Raw genomic sequence first — 19,868 nt, 5'->3', positions numbered from 1 at the left:
ATATTATCAGTTTTATGTAGGATAGTTTTCTTTTTGATTTAATAATCTATGCATTTTCCATTGCTAAAACGGTTTCATTAAAAGCTTTTGTTGGGATAAAAAACTGATGATTTTCTGTGGTGTGAAAATAGATGGTGATGCTGTGCCAGCCGTCTGCAAAGTCATAATGAATAGGAAATGCATTGACCTCACAAATCTGTTTGACGATTGATAATCCCAATCCTATGCTCTCGTTACATTGATTGCTTTTTTTAAACCTTTTAAAAAGCTCTTGGGTAGGAATATCAGGAGGAAGACCGGTATTGCAAATTCTGAAGAACTTTTTGGTCAGCACAATTTCAATATTTCCATTTGTAAGATTATGACGGATCGCATTGGATAAAAGATTGTTAAGAAGAATTTCCGCCAATGTGGGATGAATTTTCACATACACATCTCTTTCACAAGTTCGGTTGAGGTTGATATTTTTAAGGATCAGATGATCTGAATAAGCGTTGATGGTTTCTTTTTCTACTCGGCAGAACCTCAGCTCTTCATTGGTGATGAATTCATGATTATTCAACTTTGTCAAAAGAATAAGAGACCGGTTGATTCTGCTCAGTTTATCGATAGAATTCTGAATGTCAGTTAATAACGCAGCCTGTTGACCATTGATTTCTGTTTCAGCCAACAGTTCGATCTTACTTTGAATAACAGCTAGCGGAGTCTGTACTTCATGAGACGCATTTTCACTGAATTCTTTCACAGAAGCATAATCTTCAATGGCTTTATCGGTCATTAATTGTAGAAATTCATTAAGTTTTTTAAATTCATTGGTGCTTGTGGGTAATAGATCCAGCCGTTCTTTTTTCTGAATATTGAATTGATAAATACCATCAATAGCATGGTGAAAAGGCTTGAGGATATAACGGGATAAAATTCTTGCGGTTACAAATACAATGGTGGTAATTAATATTATTTTTAGAAATAAAGCATTCAACATGCCTTTCATGATCTCGTCGGTTGAGGTAATGTAGCTGTAAGACGAGATTTTATAAACTTTATTATCGGTTGTTATATAAGAATTGATTTGTATTTTACATTCATTACGTGCTGCTTTTTCATTGGCAAGGCAGGTATGAATGATCTCAGGATTGCTAGAAGGAAGGATACTGCTTTTAACTTGACGAATAGAAATAGGTAATCCCTGCGATGTTTTTTCAGGAGTTTCTCCTTTTTTTAACTGAGCAGCAACGTATGTATTGACTGCTTTTAGCCTTTCGATTTCTACATTGTCTAATCGTTTTTTGATGCTGATATAAGAAATATACATACTGATGGGCGTAACCAACAATACAATGGCAATAAACCAAACCGATATTTTATTCAGTAAATTCATAAATCTGTATATTTTAATCCGTTGAACTTATAGCCAAGCCCATAAATTGTTTCCACATAATCATTGCCTCCAGCGGTTGCTATTTTTTTTCTGAGGTTTTTCACATGCTGATATACAAAATCAAAATTAGCTAAATTGTCTGTGTAATCTCCCCAGAGATGATTGGCGATAGATTGTTTAGACAAGACTCTGTTTTTGTTGACCAGAAAATACAAGAGCAGTTCAAACTCCTTTTGGGTTACTTCCAATCTGTTATTTTGAATAAAAACTTCATAAGTATCGGTGTTCAATACAATCTCATTAAATTTTACATCATTATAGCCATCCATTTTTTTTCTTCTGTAGATTGCTCTTAATCTCGCATGGAGTTCAGGTAAATGAAACGGTTTTGTAATGTAGTCGTCGGCTCCTTTTTCAAGGCCGGAGATCTTATCATCTAATGCATCTTTGGCCGAAATAATAAGTACACCACTGTTTATTTTTTCTTTTTTGATGTAATTTAAAAGCTGTAAACCATTCCCATCGGGCAACATGATGTCTAATAATATACAATCGTAGCTATTGAAACTTAACCGCTCCAATGCGTCTTTGTAACTATAAGCACATTCACAGATATAATGCTCTTCTCCAAGGTAGTACGTGATACTTTGGGCAAGCTCTCTGTTGTCTTCGATGAGTAAGATTTTCATAAGAATGCAAAGTTAAATGTAAATCTTATATGAATCTTGAAGTTGTGTAAATTCTTATTTGTAACGCGTTAAGGTTTTTGATTTTAAGTACGTTAATGTAAAAATTTGACACAAAAAAAACTCTCCGGTTTTCCGGAGAGTTTAACTAATATGGAACTTTACAGATGTTATCTTGTAAATAACATTTCTCTATATTTCGTCATTGGCCAAAGCTCATCATCAACCATCATTTCAAGATCATCAGAAGCTTCTCTGATCGGATCGAATAATGGGATTACGCTTTTGCAGTATGTTTCTGCTTGCTTTTGACTGTCAGGCGTTGCTTTTGCAGCTTCTCTCGCTTTCATAAGATCCTCAACACCTAATTTAATTTTAGAAATGTTTTCAGAAATCTGAGTAATTAAACTTATTTGTTCTTTTGCTAATTTTTTGAATTCTTTGTCTTCAAAAATATCCTTAAGACCTTTTACGTTTTCAATTAATCTGTTTTGATAATTTAACGCTGAAGGAATAATGTGGTTTCTTGCGATATCACTTAAAACTCTTGCTTCAATATCAATAACAGTAGAATATTTTTCTAATTTGATCTCATTTCTTGCTTCAACCTCTCTGTGGTTGAAAATTCCTAATTCTTCATAAAGATCTACAAACTTCTGGTTCATTTCCTGCTTCAATGCTTCAGGAGTAGTTTTCCAGTTGTTCAATCCTCTTTTTTCAGCTTCTATAGCCCAGTCGTCAGAATATCCGTCACCTTCAAACATAATGTTTTTACATTGCTTGATGTATTCTCTTAGTACGTTGAAAATAGCTTCGTCTTTCTTCAATCCTGTTTCAATTAAAGCATCCACTTCTTTTTTGAAGTCGTTTAATTGTTTTGCAGCAATGGTATTCATTACGGTCATAGATTCTGCGCAGTTTGCAGAAGAACCTACCGCTCTGATCTCAAATTTATTTCCTGTAAATGCAAATGGAGACGTTCTGTTTCTGTCAGTATTATCTAACAAAATTTCAGGAATTTTTCCAACTACATTTAGTTTTAGATCTGTTTTTTCGTCTGGAGAAAGTTTACCTTCTGTTACTTTTTCCAATTCTTCCAATACTCTGAACAACTGACTTCCGATAAATACAGAAATAATTGCCGGTGGAGCTTCGTTAGCCCCTAATCTGTGGTCATTGCTTGCAGATGCAATACTTGCTCTTAAAAGATCAGCATATTCATGAACTGCTTTAATTGCATTAACGAAGAATGTTAAGAACTGTAAGTTTTTCTTAGGGTTTTTGCCTGGGCTTAATAGGTTTTCACCTGTATCAGTAGCTAAAGACCAGTTGTTGTGTTTTCCACTACCGTTTACTCCTGCGAATGGTTTTTCGTGGAATAAAATATGGAAATGGTGTCTGTGAGCAATTCTTGCCATCACATCCATCAACAAAGAGTTGTGGTCTACTGCAACGTTTACTTCTTCAAACATTGGAGCCAGCTCAAATTGGTTTGGAGCCACCTCGTTGTGTCTTGTAGTAACCGGAATTCCCAATTTCATACATTCGATTTCCAATTCTTTCATGAAGTTCATTACCCTTGTAGGAATAGAACCGAAATAATGGTCATCTAGCTGCTGTCCTTTTGCAGGAGAGTGTCCTAATAACGTTTTTCCTGTTAATACCAAGTCTGGACGAGATTGGAATAATGCAGAATCAACTAAGAAATATTCTTGCTCCCAACCTAGAGTAGGAGTTACTTTTGTTACGTTTTTGTCGAAATACTGCATGACGCTTGTTGCAGCTTCGTCTACAGCGTTCAACGCTCTTAAAAGAGGAGCTTTGTAATCTAACGTTTCTCCTGTGTAAGAGATAAAGATAGAAGGGATACAAAGCGTAGTTCCCATAATGAAAGCAGGAGATGTAGGATCCCAAGCAGTATATCCTCTAGCTTCGAACGTGTTTCTGATTCCACCGTTCGGGAAAGAAGAAGCGTCAGGCTCTTGTTGGATCAATAAGTTTCCACTGAATCTTTCGATGGCTCTTCCGCCTTCAATTGGCGTGAAGAAAGAATCGTGCTTTTCTGCAGTTGTTCCTGTTAACGGCTGAAACCAGTGTGTATAGTGAGTTACTCCTTTGCTCATTGCCCAATCTTTCATAGCCACGGCTACCTGATCTGCAATTAATCTCTGGATTTTACTTCCTTTCTTAATAGCATCCATGATGGACTGGAATGCTTCTTTTGTTAAATATTCTCTCATTGTGTTTTCAGAGAATACATTTTCACAAAATAATTCTGACAATTTCGCAGGAATTTCTACTGAATTATCTTTTCTAAAGTCCTTGAATGGTAATGTTTCTAATGCTTTAAATCTTAAAGTTGACATATTAAGGGTGTATTTTGTGGGGCAAATTTACAAAAAAAATGAATTCAAAATGTTTTTGCCCTATATTTTTTAGGGGTATTGTGAATATTTTATCAAAAATTAAACAAGAATTTAGTTTTTAAGCCCCTAAAATTGGGTATTATGTTAAGTAGTTTGTTAAAAGATAGTTAAAATAACTTGAGGGGAGATTTTGTATATTTGTGTGAAATTTATTTTATGACAAATTCTAGAGCAAGAGAAACAACAGAGGCCATTGAAAGACTATATATCTCTATGAGACATTTATTTTATAGAGGATTTTTCAAGCCGGCGGGTGTTTCTGGAGAAAGTATTAGAAGTTTGTTGAAAACAATCAATCCTGAAATTTATGGTACCATGAATGTTCCAAACAAATTGGAGCTAGATGGTTTGATGTATGTTTTAGACAGACTTCCGGAGGGAATTGAGGAATGTGCTTTTATTCATTTGACATCAGATGAGGGTTTTGATAAAGGAAGTTTCGAACCAATTGTACCTAAAAAGAGGAGAAGAAACTGTTATAGAATAGACGAACACCAGATGAATATTGAAGTTCTTTTGGGGCGTTCTGAAATTTATGACATTCTTACCCACTTAACCTTCTTATTTATAGAAGCAGATAAAATCCGTAATCTGGCGTTCATCCAAGATGAAAACTGGAAGCCGACACGTGCTTTTAAAATTATTGAAGAAGTAGTAAAAGGCGAAAAACAATTCACAAGAAAGGAAAAAGAGGTTGCTCTTATTCATTTATCTTCTTTAATAGGAAGAACTTTTGACGAAACGTTGAGAGCATATAATACTTTCGGAGACGATAACAATCCGGACCGTTTATTTAAGATCATTTACAACTTAGGAAAAGTAAGTTTAGAAGATGCTAAACAAAGCAGAGAAAGAGAAATTCATTTCAGTGCGATATTAAAGGAAAGAGTAGGTCACCATTATTTTGGTGAAAAATGGGCTCATAAAGTGAAAGAGGTTTTATTTGAAAACAACCTTCACATGCGTCCGTTACATATTATTTCTGCGAACATGCACTCTGTGAAAAATATGCTGTACGGAAATGATGCGTTAAAGAAAAAAGATCACAAAGAAGTAGACTATAAAATGTACGGAGATATTTCCGATAAGAAAGAGCTTCGTGATAAGGTTTCTAAATATGCATTAGACCAAGGTTTAATTTATATTGATGACAAAAGCGGAAGTAATATAGACGTTCAGATCATAGACTTAAGTAAAACAGAACTTAAAAATACACCGTTCGGTCATATTAAATATGATGGAGACGATGTGATTATGGTTTTTGATTATGCATTCGGAGAACAGGCCTTTGAAGTAATGGATGAATTATTGAGACCTTTCGAGCATAAAGGAGAAGTATATATGATGAAGGTGAAATCTGTTTCGATTATGGGGAAAGCCGGAATCTTAGAAGGCGCAAAAGGAGATATTATGATTCCTACGTCTCATATTTTTGAAGGAACGGCAGATAACTATCCTTTTGAAAATGCTTTGAAACTGGATGATTTTAAAGATGATGAATTAAAAGCTTTTGAAGGAACGATGATCACTGTTTTAGGAACATCACTTCAAAACAGAGATATCTTGTCGTATTTCATGCATACTTCATGGAAAGCAATCGGACTGGAAATGGAAGGTGCGCATTATCAGAAAGCAATTCAGGTGGCGTCTAAAATCAGACATCATATTGCACCGGATCTTTTTGTTTGTTACGCTTACTATGCTTCCGATAATCCTTTGGAAACAGGAAGTACATTATCTTCAGGTGGATTAGGACTTACAGGAGTAAAACCAACATATCTGATTACCTTGAAAATTTTAGAGAAAATTTTAGAAAGCGGTAAAAAACAAACGGCTAAAAAATAATTTTAATTCTATACTAAATATCAACCTCAAATGTTCTGCATTTGAGGTTTTTTATTAATTATTAATTGGTTGTTTATGAATGTGTTATCCTTGTTAAGGTTTTAAACCTTGACAAGGATAATTAAAATTTGCAAAATCAGCCAGAAGTAAAAAGTTAAAATTAATATCTTTAAAAAAATTAAAATCATGAGTTCAGTTTCACAATTATCAAAAAGATTTAGGGAGGTTTTGCTTGATGGTTTTTGGATCGCAAATACCAATTTTAAAGATCAGCTTAAAGATGTCTTTTGGGATCACGCAACAACGAAAGTAGGTTCTTTGAATACAATTGCAATGCTTACTTTTCATATTCATTATTATATTGCAGGACTTATTAATGTGTTTGAAGGTGGCAATCTTGAGATTAAAGATAAATACAGTTTTGATCTTCCGTCTATTGAATCTCAGGAGCAGTGGGAAGAATTATTAAATCAATTATGGATGGATTCTGAAAAGTTTGCAATATTATTAGAACAAATGCCAGATTCTAAAATGGATGAAATTATTGTTGATGAAAAATACGGAACTTATCTTAGAAATATTGATGGAATGATCGAGCATTCTTATTATCATTTGGGACAGATTACTTTGATTAAAAAGCTATTGAGTAATTAATTCTTTTAAACACAATTTAGCACTAATTTTTTCACAAATAACACGAATATATTTCTATTTAATATAAATTACTAATTCTGTTACTTTTTTTAGATCAACATTTTGTAATTCTGGGTTAAAATTTAGATTGTCAATAATCATAATGTCACCAGATTTCATATTATAAATCTTTTCCTTAACAGATTTATTAAATTCATCTCCATAATTAACCATTGGTTCTTCAGCATTAATTTGATAGCGAAATTTCCCCACCTTTCCTAATTTCATAACAAATTGAGGAATGTAATATTCTATTTTAGAATTAGCAAGTTCTTCCTTCGACAAAGTAATTTTTCCTATTTTGTTTTCGATACTTGCAAAAGATTTATCAATGTTTACTATTCGAAATTCTCTTTTCTCAACTATTTCTTTGCCTTTACTAAATTTAATTATTGTGATTTCCATTGATGCTCCTGCTGCAGGAGTAATGTAATATTTGTTTTTCTGCTCTTTATAAACTCCTAATCCGCTTACTTTAATACTATCCGAATTAGGGACATAAATTGTCAAATAGTTTTTTAGGCCTCTATATAAAATATTGAGCTTTTCGTTTTCTATGATGGATTTAATGTTTGAATCCTCTGAAGATGAAATTTGTTTTTTTGGTGTACAATAAATGCAAACCCAGAAAATAAGTGTGTAACAAGCTAAATTTTTCAATGGAATAATAAATTATTTTCACTCAAATATATAAATTATCACAACTAATATGCATTTGACGCTCTTTCAAAATTTACTTATCTTTAAAAAAAATAAAATTTTAAATGAAAAAATCGGTTGCAATCCTATTTGCATTTATCATTTCTCAATTTCAGGCACAGCAGACGCCTTATTATCAGCAGGCTGCGAAGTACAAGATGGATATTGATGTTAATGCGGAAAAATTTACTTATCAGGGAAATCAAAATTTAGAATATACCAACAACTCTCCGGACGAATTGAACGTGGTGTATTTCCATTTATATTGGAATGCTTTTAAACCGAATTCAATGATGGATCAAAGGGTGGCGAGCCAAGGTAAAAACGGAGATTCAAGATTGCAGAAAAACGGTATTTCAACATTAGCTTCTATTCCGAAAAATGAAGAAGGGGCTCAAAATATTCACTGGATCAAACAAAATGGGAAAAACCTGAAGTTTGAAATTCAGGAAACGATCATGAAGGTGTATTTAGCTGAACCGATCAAGCCTAATTCAACCACTAATTTTACGATGGAATGGGATGCTGTCATACCTCAGCAAATCAGAAGAAGTGGTAGAAACAACAGAGAAGGTGTTGATATGACCATGACGCAATGGTATCCTAAAATTTCAGAATATGATTATGACGGATGGGCTACTTTCGATTATTTGGGAAGAGAGTTTCATGCACCGTTCTCGGATTTTGATGTGACCATTAAAATCAATAAAGATTATGTAGTAGGAGCGGGCGGAATTCTTGAAAACCCGACTGAAGTAAAAGGGTATGATGCCAATGCAAAGATCAAAACCGAAAAAGATAAAAAAGCAATCTGGAAATGGACGGCTAAAAATATGCTGGATTTTGCTTGGAGTGCAGATAGAGATTATGTGGTAAAAAGTTTTGAGGTACCGGAAGGGCCAAAAGTTTTCTTGGTGTATCAAAACAATGACAAAACTAAAGCTTGGGAAGAAGCTCCGGCCTATCTTACAAAATATTTCCAGATCATGAATGCTCACTTTGGGAAATATGTATATCCAACCTACGCATTTATCCAAGGTGGAGATGGCGGAATGGAGTATGGAATGTGTACGATGATCTTGGGTGAATCTAAAAATATCAAGGATTTAATGGGATTAATGGCTCACGAAGGCGCACACTCTTGGTATCAGCAAATGTTGGCAACCAACGAATCTATGCGTCCATGGATGGATGAAGGATTTACAAGTTATGCGGAAGGGTACACGATGCATCAGTTATTCCCTGAAGACTTGCCGAATCCTTTTGTTGAAAGATTGGATGCTTACAGAAAATTCATCCAAAAAAAGATTGAAGAACCTGCGGTTTGGTTAGGTGATCACCACGATAACGGAACTTCTTATACCTATTCTACGTATGTGAAAGGAGAATTATATTTGGTAGAATTAGGTTATATCATGGGAGAGCAAAATTTAGCGGAAACATTGAAACAATATTATGATCAATGGAGCATGAAACATCCTACAGACAGAGATTTTCTGCATATCGCTCAGAAAGTTTCAGGAATGGATCTGAAATGGTTTCATCATTATTGGATCAACACTACAAAAACAATAGATTACGGAATTAAGGATGTAAAATACGATGCCAAGTCTACAACGATTACTTTAATCAATAACGGGCAGGTTCCGATGCCGATTGATTTTAGCGTAATGACTAAGGAGAAGAAAATTGTTACGTACCAAATTCCAACCAATCTTACCCACACTTGGAAGTCAAAAGATGCTTACGGTGATTTTAAAACAGTAGAGTATTGGCCTTGGACTCAGAAAGAATATACGTTAACAATTCCTTACACGAAGTCTCAGCTATCTGTTCTGGGAATAGATTTTAGCCAGAGGCTTGCTGATGTAAATATGGAAGACAATTTTGTTGAAGTAAAATAATTAAAAAGGAGGAATTTTGAGAAAAGTTCCTCCTTTTTTTATTTATCCATTATTTGGAGCACACGCCGGAGGTATTATACAGTTTAGCGTAGCACAAGGGTTTGCAGGGCATTTAGTTCCTGGGCATATTGCGGGTACGCTGATTCCGGGTATAGGACAATTTACATTTCCGCCTTGTATGGATTTTAATCCGCTTCTCGAGAGTTTCTTTAAATTTTTCATAATGATTTTGTTTTAGATGAATGTGTTATAATTTGATAATCAAAACTATCGTAATCTGTAGTAATTGAAAAGTAAGAAATAGCAGCTGTTTATCTATAGCTAATAAGTGTATTAATATTTCTCTTAAGTGTGATTTTGTTTATTGGAAAATTTAAATTAAAAATTAATATTTTTTTTAAACCAAAGAATATTGGAGTTAATGAAGCTTTTTTTGTGTAAAAACTTTACTTTTACAGTGATTTTTTATGCTAAAAGAAATAAAGATTTAAATGAATTCTATCGTAATCAATGTAGGAAACAGCAATGTCAGGTTTGGTCTTTTTGATGATGACAATTGTGATATTTCATGGGTGATTAATACAAAGCCTTATAGAACAACGGATGAGCTTTATGTTCAAATGTTGATGTTGTATCAGACCTACAAAATAGATCCCAAAGATATTAGTAAAGTTATTATAGGATCGGTGGTTCCCCAATTGACCAAGGTGGTGAGTTCGGCGATAAAAAAGATCCACGGTATTCAGCCTGTAATTGTTGACAGAAGTACGCCTTCCGGCGTTCATGCGAAATCTAAACAAATGGGAACGGATATTTATGCCAATCTCGTGGCTGCTCACAATTTATATCCGGACAGAAAGAAAATTATTATAGACTTCGGAACTGCACTTACCGCAAGCTGTGTAACGGAAACCGGAGAAACATTAGGCGTAATTATCGCTCCGGGAATTGTGACTTCTTTAAACTCTTTAATCAGTCAAACCGCTCAACTTCCGGAAATTGAATTAAAAAAACCAAAGTCTGTTTTAGGATTAGATACGGTAACTTGTATGCAAAGTGGAATGGTATACGGATTTTTAGGAATGGTAGAAGGGTTTATCGACCGAATTAATGATGAAGTAAATGACGATTGTTTTGTGATCGCAACGGGCGGTGTTTCGCATGTCTACAAACCTTTAACAACTAAGATTCATATCACAGACAGGCTTCATACCTTGAAAGGATTATACTTTTTAGGAAAAGATTTATAAATGAATGAATTCCCCAAAATAGAAACAGAAAGACTTATTCTCTCTCAATTGAAGGAGGAAGACCTTCCTTTGGTTGTTGAATATCTTCAGTCGAAAATTTTTTCTGATCTCACCTCCAATATTCCTTCTCCCTATACAGAAGAGGATGCTCAATTTTGGTTGAATAATTCTCAGCAAGCCTTTGAAAATAAGTCGGGATATACGTTTGCGATTCGAAATAAAGACCATGAAATTATGGGTGCCATCGGACTTCACGATAGAGGAGATGATAAAGCAGAATTGGGATATTGGCTGGGTGCTTCATTTTGGAATAAAGGCTACATTACAGAAGCTGCAAAAGCTATTTTAGATTTTGGATTTAATGAATTGAATTTAAATAAGATCTACGCCACGCATTTTCTACACAATCCTGCATCAGGAAAAGTATTGGAAAAAATAGGAATGGAAAAAGAAGCTTTGTTGAAACAGCATCTAAAAAAGAACGGGGAATACTTTGATATTCCTTTGTATTCTGTTTTTAGGAATAAGGATTAACGCTTGGATTTAAAAAACTGTTTAACGATAGTAGAACACTCATTTTCCATAACACCAACAATCATTTCTGTTTTTGGATGAAGAGAAAGATGCTTGTTGATAAATCCTCTTTGTTCATCTCTAGCACCAATGACAACTTTTGAAATTTGAGACCAGGAAAGAGCTCCCGAACACATCACGCAAGGTTCCAACGTGACATATAATGTACAATTTTTTAAATATTTTCCACCTAGGAAATTAGCGGCTGAGGTTATCGCCTGCATTTCGGCATGAGCGGTAACATCATTCAGGGTTTCCGTAAGATTGTGGGCTCTTGCAATCACCCGATTATTAGAAACGATGATACAGCCGATAGGAACCTCATCTTTTTCTAATGCTGCTTCAGCTTCCTGAAAAGCCATTTTCATGTAGTATTCGTCGGTAAACATTTACTGGAAATTTAAAGTTAGAGGAAGAGAGAACTTATATCTTACAGGATATCCGTTTAATCTTGCTGGGATCCATTTTTCTTGTGTAAGGTATATAGCAAGAATAGCATATTTACTAAAATCTTCATTATCACTAATGGCTTTCACATCTTGAATACTTCCATCAGTTTCAATAATAAATGAAATTTTACAAGCGATAATTCCTTTAGCATTAATTTCATCACCTAAAAAATTAGCCATAAATTCTTTTTTGAAAAATTCATATCCTTTTGGATGTATTGCTATAATTTCGCCAGTCTCATTTTTAATAATTTTGCTAGAATCTATAGGTATAATATTGGTTTTTATCTTGGATACTTCTTCTAAGTAATCTCTATTTCTATTAAAGTCTAAATCTCGTAATTCTTTAGTTTTTTTACTGAAAAGCATTGCTTTTTTTTCTCTAGAAATAGGTTGAGATATATTTTTATTATATTCTTCTTCAGTATTTTTAATTGCAATATCATACTTTTCTTTAATAACTTTAAGGCTTTCTGTTTGTTGTGAACAATAGAAATTTAAAATGAAAAGTGATAAGAATATAATATATTTCTTCATACTATTCAATATTTAAAGTAAGCGGAAGTTTAAAACGAAATCTTACGGCATCTCCATTAATGGTTGCTGGAGAAAACTTTGAAGAAATAGAATATAATGCGATCTCAGCTTGTCTGTTGAACGTAAAATTATCACCCTGAGCCTGCACATTGCTTATACTTCCGTCTTTTTCCACAATAAAAGCAACATTGGTTTTAATGGTTTTGATGTTCGAATAAACGCCTTCCGAATAAAAAAGATTCACCACTTCCTTTCTTAAAGCATCCACTCCGCCAGGATAGGCTGCCGTTTTATCTGTTGTTGAAATAAGTTCAGATGAATCTTGTGTTTGAATGTTTTTCTTTTGAATTTTGGCAAGATCTTCTATGTTCTTCACTTTTAATAAAGCGCCAATCAATGCTACATTTTCAATGCTGTCCATTTTCTTCATGAAAAACAGGAAGTCATTTTTTATAGCAGATTTGTTGAATGTATTGGGCTCAGCGTTAAATTTTTTCTTAAACTCAGTCCCCAACATACTTCGATGGTTGTTGTAATAATTTTTCACGAGCTTAAAGTCTTCAGTCTGTTGCGAAAAACAAAAAGAAGAAATGAGACAAAACAAACAAAGAAATAAAGCTTTCAATCCTGACATATTCATGTAAAAGTAATCAAAAAATATGAAATCTGATGATTCTTTTACAGTTCAGAATAGCTGTTTAAAGACTCTTGAAGGTGAGTTCTGATATCATCAACTAATGTTTTAGGTTCTAGCACGGTAACCTCTTTTCCATACGATAAAATTTCCTGCATAAAGTCGTAAGTAGGATGTAAGAAAAATTCAAAAAAAGTTTCCTCAAGGGTTTCCTTCGTTTCTTTTTGTGACTGATGCAGCGGAAAACTTTTGATGTATTCTCCCTGATGTTTAGTGCATTTAAGAACAATTTTTTGAGGTTTTTGCTCAGATAAATTCATTACTCCGAAAGCATTTTTAAAATGTTCCCTGAAATTGAAATTGTGCTTTTCACGAAATTTATTTTTATCAACATCCAGATAATTGATTCTGTCTAAACCGAAAGATTTCAGTGCTTTATCCTTAGTGTCGATCGCAATAAGATACCATCTGTCTTTAGATTCTTTCAATGCCAATGGATGAACTTTTCGGGAAGTCATCAGTTTGTTTTTGTAATTGTAATGTTCAAAAGTGACCACTCTTTTATTACGAATGGCAAAGAAAAGGTCATAAAAATGTTCAACTCCGGTCGGTTTTCGGGATTCAAAAAAGATGAAATTAGAGAAATCCGGATGAAGATTCAACGCGTTACTTACCTGAAAAGATTCTAAGAGTTTTTGGTTGTATTCATCCACTTCCATAATCGGTCGACTCTCAATATAATATCGATTATCACCCTTCTTTTTGTTATGAATGGAAAGGTTAAAAAGACCTAAAATCTCACGAATATCCCTCTGCAAGGTGCGGATAGAGTAGCTTTTAATATCTGCATCCTGAAATTCAAAAGAGTTTAAAAGATAGTCCTCCAGCTGCGAATACGTCGCCGGAGAACTCTCTAATCTTTTTATAATTAAGGCATATCTTGTCAGGTAAAAGTCTTTTTTCATTCGGGATCTATTTATGTTGCAGATTTGCTGCGTTTTAATGTAACCAAATGAAACGCGAGCATTTCATTCGATTATTTTCTAAAACAAATATAGATTCTTAATGCGACAAAACGTGTCGTGTTTTATTTTTTATCTATTATATTCTTATTAGAAGGATGCCATTAAATTACCATTTTCATCCCATTTTTTATAAGTTCCGTCATATTCTACGTTGTTATGGGCTTTATATTCTGTATATTTTTTACCGTTTTTATGATAAGATCTGAACCAACCTTCCTGGTATCCTTCCTTATATTCCTCCTCACAAAAAAGTTCGCCGGTGTCATAGTACCGTAAAACAAGACCTGTAAAAAGGCTGCCATTGTGATAATATATAGGAACTCCTCCGCCATCTAAACGGTTACATGTTAACTCGCTTTCTTTTATTTTTAATGCCATGATTATTCGATTAATGTATTAAACAAATTTATTAAAATCCCATGAATCTAATTCCTGAGGTCAAATAATAACAATGGACACATGGAGGTTGTAATTTATCTGTAATTCTTAAATATCTGTTGTATCCGATAATATCATGAAAGACTGCTTCTCCCAGCTTTCCTTCAGGATCAATAATAGTTAACAGCCTATCTAATGCTCTGATCTCTCCATGAGACCCCATTGCACCAGCCCTTAATATGTCAATTTCTTCAGCAGGAACCCCTTTCATTTTTAAACGGGCGATATGCTTTTCCAACCTTATTTTAAGAGTGGGGTGAATATTGTCAATGAAGTTTTTATATACTTCACCTTTTCCTTTTCCTATTTCTGCTTTCAAAAAATTGGTTTCAGTTGAAATATACCTTATTCCATTTTTTACATAAATGAAACCACTTATCATTGTTTTTTCGAAAATAATACCAGCATCAAAAGTAGAAAGAATTTTGGCAGCATCTATATTTATCTTTTCAACAAGGCTTCTGCCCCAATCTCCATATTTATTATAAGCTTCTGCTTCAGTAAGTAAATCTTTTAAATTAGTTGTAGGATATATTTTACCATATGTCAGAAGTTCTTCGGCCGCTTTAATGAATTCCTTTGGATTATTAAGGTGCTTCAATAACTTGTTTGCTTCTTTATAAAACTCGGATTTTTGAGCTCTTGTAATTATTTCACCTTTATATACTATAGCAATTTCATTATTAACTTCTTCTACAACCTTATTTTTTACAATTCTTTGAGTTCTGAACTGTCCTTCTATAAGGAACATGCCATATTTATTTAGCATTTTTGATTTTGCTTCGTTTACAAGACCTCTTGTTGCATCTATTAATTCCTTGTTTGTCAGGAGTACCTTAAATGTATTTTTGGTAAAGTTAGAAATTTCTCTTTCAAGCATAACTTTTACCATACAGCTCATTACAAAATTCTTTACTTCTGCTCTGGTTTCTTGGGCTAATATCTTTCCACCTATTTTGTATAATTGTTGTACTACGGCTGTTGTAGCTGTTGCATAACCTGCTGTTTTATAAATCTTCTCCCATATATCCAGAAATTCTTTAGTTAGGTTATCTTTTACTAATTGAATTCCCAGATCTCCTAAAGCGATAGCTCCATCTACCGCTACTAACATTCCCCAAAATGTAATGGAGCTGGCTCCTTCAGCAGCTAATAAACTTGTCCCAAGGGTTTCTACCGCTAATGCAATCGCGAGCATGTTTATTCCAATTCTAATAGCATTGGCCAGCCCTTCCATATTTTTCTGATGCTGTTTGTCATAGAGAAATAATGCAGGTACAAATAAGAGACTTTGAGTTTCTTCTTCTATCACAATAATAATATCTAGTGGATTTAGTTTTATTGCTCTTGTTGTAATGGTATTACTACCAATATCCATGATAACACTTCCGGTATCTACTAACTGTTCGTCTGTAATATATTTTTGTTGAACATAGTATTTGTTTTTGTCTTCTTTTAAATTGGATTCTATTTTTTCCAAGCTTACAAAAGATTTTTTCCCAACTGAAAAAAGATGATTGGTAAAAGTGAAACTATCTTTTGCGATATGAGAGAATGAATTAATGATACTTATAAAGGCCATTTTACAAGGAACCTCCTGTCCCATAAAAGCTATCTCATCATCCAAAGCATGATAGAGGTTAACTACAAAACTTTGGTTTTTATTAAACTGTTGCATCAAAAATGAGATTCGTTGAGGAGTGTTAAAAGCAAATAATGCTTTCATTAACGCAGAACTGGCATCTCTTACAAAGCTGAAAAAACCATTTACATCATAGCTATAAAAAGAACAAATGTTTTTCCATAAAACTTCTGGTTTTAAGCTGGATAATGTAAAATCAGGGGCATTTTCATATAACCAAATGAGTTGTTTAATATCTGTGCACCTTTCAATTAATGGAATATACTTGTTGTTAATTAATTGTTCGAACCATTCAGGGGTATCTCCTTGGATTTCTTTAATTAAGTAATATATATCTGTAATGTTCTCACTGAAAAGCATAATCCCAACGTATTTATCATTAATACTAAATGCATTTTCTGAAGTTGTTGATTGTACAGAATTTCGATACTTTTCTGTATTTTTATAAAAGTATGCTGCCTTACACTTAATTTGTTTTTGGTTACTATCAATTTGAAAAGATATTGATATTTTACTATCAATATTATCGATCTTTCTATTGATACCACAGCTAATCGATGTTGTAATTTTCTGTTTATAAGAATTGACGTAAGAAAAAGGAATTGTTTCATTAACTTTTCTCTTTACATCAACCACCCCATCTGTACCAATTACAACACTTTCGCTAATTATTTTTGTTGGAGCAATAAAGGTATTCCAGTCTAAAGGTTCTTCTATGCCAGTCTTCAAGTATTTAACAATCCTGGCAAAATCAATTTTTTCATTTCTTTCTAGACCATAAAAATCTTCTGAATATTCACCAGATGTTTTTTTTGGTAATCCTAATGGTGGAATAGCTTTTATGATTTGAGATGGAGAGGAAATATCTTGTATTTTTGGAACTTTTAATGCTTTTATTGTGCTCATCTTTTTAGTTTTTAATGTTATGAGAAATAAAATGGCGGCAATTACACCGCCATTTCGTTAAATAAATATTAGCCTAAAGTGCTGGTGTCTTTTTCGCCATGCTGTAATTGAGAGTCTTCATCCAACCTGAAACTCGTCTTAGTCTCCAGTTCCGAAGGATTCTCACAATTTTTCGGATCGGTTTCCGGAAAAATTGGAAGAGGTTCATCCACAGGTAATCCTGTAGATTTGTCCTGAAGAATTGTCAATGTTGTTGGAACTCTTGTGATCCAATATTTACCTTGTGCTTCTCCGGTAGGTTGTCTCATTTCTTCTACAATACTCATATACATTGGGTCTCCAATTACAGGAACTGCACCCCCATTCCAGATAAGGCCTGTTTCCAAGAAGAATTGTACGGCATTTTCAAAGCCAGGTTTTACGGTCACAATAATTCTTGCCATACCCGCCTGTAAGAAGCTCCTGAACAAAGGATCCATACTTTCAGTAAGATAAAATTCCTGCCAGCTCTTACGGTTAGCCCAGTAGTATGGATAGAATGTGTAATCCATAATTTCCCATTCAAAGGCTTGCTCCATAAACTTCGCTAATGCGGTATATTTATCAAGGTTTTCACTTAAATACACCTGGAAATTATCCATTTTTGTATTGTCATCAGCTCCATTTGTTGTTGCTTGCCCAAGGGAGGTAAGATAATCCTGTAATAAATAAGCAATACAGTTATGCTTCAAGGTATCATGTTCCATATAACGGTAATAATTTCCTTGTTTATCTTTAGATTCAGCTTCTTTTTCCTTTTGCTCTGTATCTAATTTTTTTTGCTCTTCCTGGAAATTTTTGTAAGCTTCTTCATAAGCTTTAATAATAACATTGAAATTTTCTGTCTTCCAAGCCAGCATATAATCGTCAGAAAGTTCACATTCAAAAATAAATGATACATTGAATGAATCTACACCGACCCCTTGATATTCATAAGGATAAGATCCGGTAATGTTTAATCCACTCACCGAATAATTACTGTCAATTGAACCACGTCCTACATTGGGTAAATTGATCTTACCGCCTGTAAAGTTGCTTACTTTCATATAACCATACTCATATCCATAGTTCACTCTTGCAGATTTTGCAGCATAGTTTTGTGGGAAATCCAGCGTTAGAATTCTCAACCCTCCATCTTTTGCCAGTTTGAACCAGTTTAAACCAATAGTATGCTGTTTTTTTTGTTGTGGAAGGTCTGTAACGGTAATTCCATAAATATCTGCCCAATGTTTGATTTGTTCCATGGTTGCAGACTTTGGATTTGGCATTGTCCATGCTTTTTCAGGAGCCGTTCTCGGATCTACCGGAGCGGTAAGTACCTGAGCTTTGGCAACGGAAAGCGCCAGACGGTGTAGTCTTGAAGGTTCAGGAACCATGAATTCAAACATGGTACGTTTACCATAGTTATAGATCTGATTCTTCATTTTCTTGTCGATCCATCTATAAACTCCTGTAATATGCTGTGGTGCTTCGTTGGTTGTAAGAGCTTTTCCTCTGTTGTCGAATTCGTGAACGTTGGTTTCCGTGTATTCTTTAATAATTTTTTGTACCCTTTCTTCCGAAATTTTAGTAAGAACTCTTTCCATTGCTCTTTCCGTGATCTCCTGAGACTTCATGACTGCCTGTCTTGTACTGTCATGCTGCGCTGTATTATTGGCATAGTCTGATCCTATATCTAATTTATATCCTGCATCATAACTAAAGTGTGCATATGCCGTAATACTCTGCTGTTTATCCAATTCTTTGGCTACCTCAGTTTGCATATCTGATCGGGAGGTTTTTGAAGTATCAGAAATTTTCTCGGTTTCCTGAGATTTAGAAGTCGTATCTGTAATTTCAGAATATTCTCTGGCAACTGAAGACTTGTGCCTCAATTCGCTGGCCATAACGTTTTCAATATTAGAAACTTCTCCAGGGACATATGCGTGAATACTTTGTACCACTTTCAAATAATCTGCAACTCCAAGCCTTTTGATTCCAAAGTTTTTACGTTTTTGAGTTGTTACCGTCTCAGGTTCTCCCGGATTTTCAGGGGCACGCTGTAATGTGAGCATTCCTGTAAGACTAAGATCTCCTTTCGGATACAGTTGTCCAAGATCTCCATATGCAACACTTCCGTTATCAAAAATGATTTCTATCCTGAAAACAATGCTGGCTCTAAACTTATCAATTAAGCTGATTGGCAAGGTAATTTTGTTGTCTATTACCGGAATATTGCTATAGTTTTCTTCAAAACTTCCTACGGTATCTGTCGTTGCAATAATTTTTGCATTGGCAACACTCCATGATGTATCTTCTACTTCAAAAGAAAAGTTAACAAATCCTCTTGTTCCCGAAAGTCCGAAAGAGTTATGCGCTAAGAAGCTATATGCCATTGCTGTTCTCGAGGTATTCTGAACCAGAGGAACAGAAGCACCTCCTATATTCACATATTGTTGCTGTGAAAGAGGAGAGTTTTCCAATGCCGTTTCCATGGATGAAGAGATTGTATTCTTAACAATATTTAAAGCATCAGAATAGGTTTGTATTTCTTCGTCAAGAACAATATTTTGATTTCCTAATTTTAGCGTATTGTAAGAAAGAATTTTAACTCCTCCTTTAGCAGCAGTTTCAACTGCTTGCTTATGATCGAATTCAGCAAAAAGTTCAATAAATAGATCAAAGGATTCAGGAGAAAGTTTTGACTGTAAATCTTCTAAGTCAATTTCATTTCTGTAAGAAAATTCAAAAGATGGCACTTCATA

Annotated in this window: 17 protein-coding genes; 6 read left to right on the top strand and 11 right to left on the bottom strand. The window is 34.0% G+C overall.

Features of this window, described 5'->3' with window-relative positions:
* Positions 1-46: 46 nt before the first annotated feature.
* The 3 genes from AMQ68_RS19630 to AMQ68_RS19620 form a co-directional block, all read right to left on the bottom strand.
* Positions 47-1,378, bottom strand: coding sequence for a HAMP domain-containing sensor histidine kinase (locus AMQ68_RS19630; protein ID WP_054512292.1), 1,332 nt, complete (start codon positions 1,376-1,378; stop codon positions 47-49).
* The gene (locus AMQ68_RS19625; RefSeq protein WP_054512291.1) at positions 1,375-2,067 is read right to left on the bottom strand and encodes a response regulator transcription factor; all 693 of its coding nucleotides are present in this window, start codon (positions 2,065-2,067) and stop codon (positions 1,375-1,377) included. The genes AMQ68_RS19630 and AMQ68_RS19625 overlap by 4 nt, the downstream gene beginning before the upstream one ends.
* A gap of 167 nt (positions 2,068-2,234) precedes the next feature.
* Positions 2,235-4,430, bottom strand: coding sequence for a glutamine synthetase III (locus tag AMQ68_RS19620; protein ID WP_054512290.1), 2,196 nt, complete (start codon positions 4,428-4,430; stop codon positions 2,235-2,237).
* Positions 4,431-4,646: 216 nt separating this feature from the next.
* Between AMQ68_RS19620 and AMQ68_RS19615 the strand changes: the two genes are divergently transcribed.
* Together AMQ68_RS19615 and AMQ68_RS19610 are read left to right on the top strand one after the other, a co-directional pair.
* The gene (locus AMQ68_RS19615; RefSeq protein WP_054512289.1) at positions 4,647-6,335 is read left to right on the top strand and encodes a hypothetical protein; all 1,689 of its coding nucleotides are present in this window, start codon (positions 4,647-4,649) and stop codon (positions 6,333-6,335) included.
* 186 nt (positions 6,336-6,521) lie between these two features.
* On the top strand, positions 6,522-6,989 hold the full coding sequence (locus AMQ68_RS19610; protein ID WP_054512288.1) for a hypothetical protein: 468 nt from the start codon (positions 6,522-6,524) through the stop codon (positions 6,987-6,989).
* 54 nt (positions 6,990-7,043) lie between these two features.
* Here the strand turns inward: AMQ68_RS19610 and AMQ68_RS19605 are convergent, their stop codons facing one another.
* Positions 7,044-7,688, bottom strand: a complete 645-nt coding sequence (locus AMQ68_RS19605) for a GldM family protein (RefSeq protein WP_054512287.1) — start codon at positions 7,686-7,688, stop codon at positions 7,044-7,046.
* Between the two features lie 104 nt (positions 7,689-7,792).
* Between AMQ68_RS19605 and AMQ68_RS19600 the strand changes: the two genes are divergently transcribed.
* The 4 genes from AMQ68_RS19600 to AMQ68_RS19585 all read left to right on the top strand — a co-directional run bounded on the left by AMQ68_RS19600 (position 7,793) and on the right by AMQ68_RS19585 (position 11,415).
* On the top strand, positions 7,793-9,631 hold the full coding sequence (locus tag AMQ68_RS19600; protein WP_054512286.1) for a M1 family metallopeptidase: 1,839 nt from the start codon (positions 7,793-7,795) through the stop codon (positions 9,629-9,631).
* 16 nt (positions 9,632-9,647) lie between these two features.
* Positions 9,648-9,869 (top strand): hypothetical protein, encoded by a 222-nt coding sequence (locus tag AMQ68_RS19595; RefSeq protein ID WP_054512285.1) that lies wholly within the window; start codon positions 9,648-9,650, stop codon positions 9,867-9,869.
* 253 nt (positions 9,870-10,122) lie between these two features.
* On the top strand, positions 10,123-10,881 hold the full coding sequence (locus AMQ68_RS19590; RefSeq protein WP_054512284.1) for a type III pantothenate kinase: 759 nt from the start codon (positions 10,123-10,125) through the stop codon (positions 10,879-10,881).
* On the top strand, positions 10,882-11,415 hold the full coding sequence (locus AMQ68_RS19585) for a GNAT family N-acetyltransferase (protein WP_054512283.1): 534 nt from the start codon (positions 10,882-10,884) through the stop codon (positions 11,413-11,415).
* Here AMQ68_RS19585 and AMQ68_RS19580 read toward each other — a convergent pair.
* From AMQ68_RS19580 to AMQ68_RS25720, 7 genes are all read right to left on the bottom strand, one after another.
* Positions 11,412-11,843 (bottom strand): nucleoside deaminase, encoded by a 432-nt coding sequence (locus tag AMQ68_RS19580; RefSeq protein ID WP_054512282.1) that lies wholly within the window; start codon positions 11,841-11,843, stop codon positions 11,412-11,414. The two genes, AMQ68_RS19585 and AMQ68_RS19580, sit on opposite strands and share 4 nt — an antisense overlap.
* Positions 11,844-12,440 (bottom strand): energy transducer TonB, encoded by a 597-nt coding sequence (locus AMQ68_RS19575; RefSeq protein ID WP_054512281.1) that lies wholly within the window; start codon positions 12,438-12,440, stop codon positions 11,844-11,846.
* A gap of 1 nt (position 12,441) precedes the next feature.
* Positions 12,442-12,987: an energy transducer TonB gene (locus AMQ68_RS19570; protein ID WP_241775182.1), complete on the bottom strand. Its 546-nt coding sequence runs from the start codon at positions 12,985-12,987 to the stop codon at positions 12,442-12,444.
* A gap of 131 nt (positions 12,988-13,118) precedes the next feature.
* Positions 13,119-14,039: a YafY family protein gene (locus AMQ68_RS19565; RefSeq protein WP_054512280.1), complete on the bottom strand. Its 921-nt coding sequence runs from the start codon at positions 14,037-14,039 to the stop codon at positions 13,119-13,121.
* 147 nt (positions 14,040-14,186) lie between these two features.
* Positions 14,187-14,477: a hypothetical protein gene (locus AMQ68_RS19560; RefSeq protein WP_054512279.1), complete on the bottom strand. Its 291-nt coding sequence runs from the start codon at positions 14,475-14,477 to the stop codon at positions 14,187-14,189.
* Positions 14,478-14,508: 31 nt separating this feature from the next.
* A complete protein-coding gene (locus AMQ68_RS19555) occupies positions 14,509-17,085 on the bottom strand; it encodes a hypothetical protein (RefSeq protein ID WP_054512278.1) in 2,577 nt (858 codons plus the stop codon).
* A gap of 68 nt (positions 17,086-17,153) precedes the next feature.
* Positions 17,154-19,862, bottom strand: coding sequence for a hypothetical protein (locus AMQ68_RS25720; protein ID WP_241775181.1), 2,709 nt, complete (start codon positions 19,860-19,862; stop codon positions 17,154-17,156).
* Positions 19,863-19,868: the final 6 nt, after the last annotated feature.

The sequence above is a fragment of the Chryseobacterium sp. ERMR1:04 genome, from assembly GCF_001297705.1.
GTDB lineage: Bacteria > Bacteroidota > Bacteroidia > Flavobacteriales > Weeksellaceae > Chryseobacterium.
Note: the sequence above shows the minus strand (reverse complement) of the source record. Positions and strands in the feature narration are given on the sequence as shown.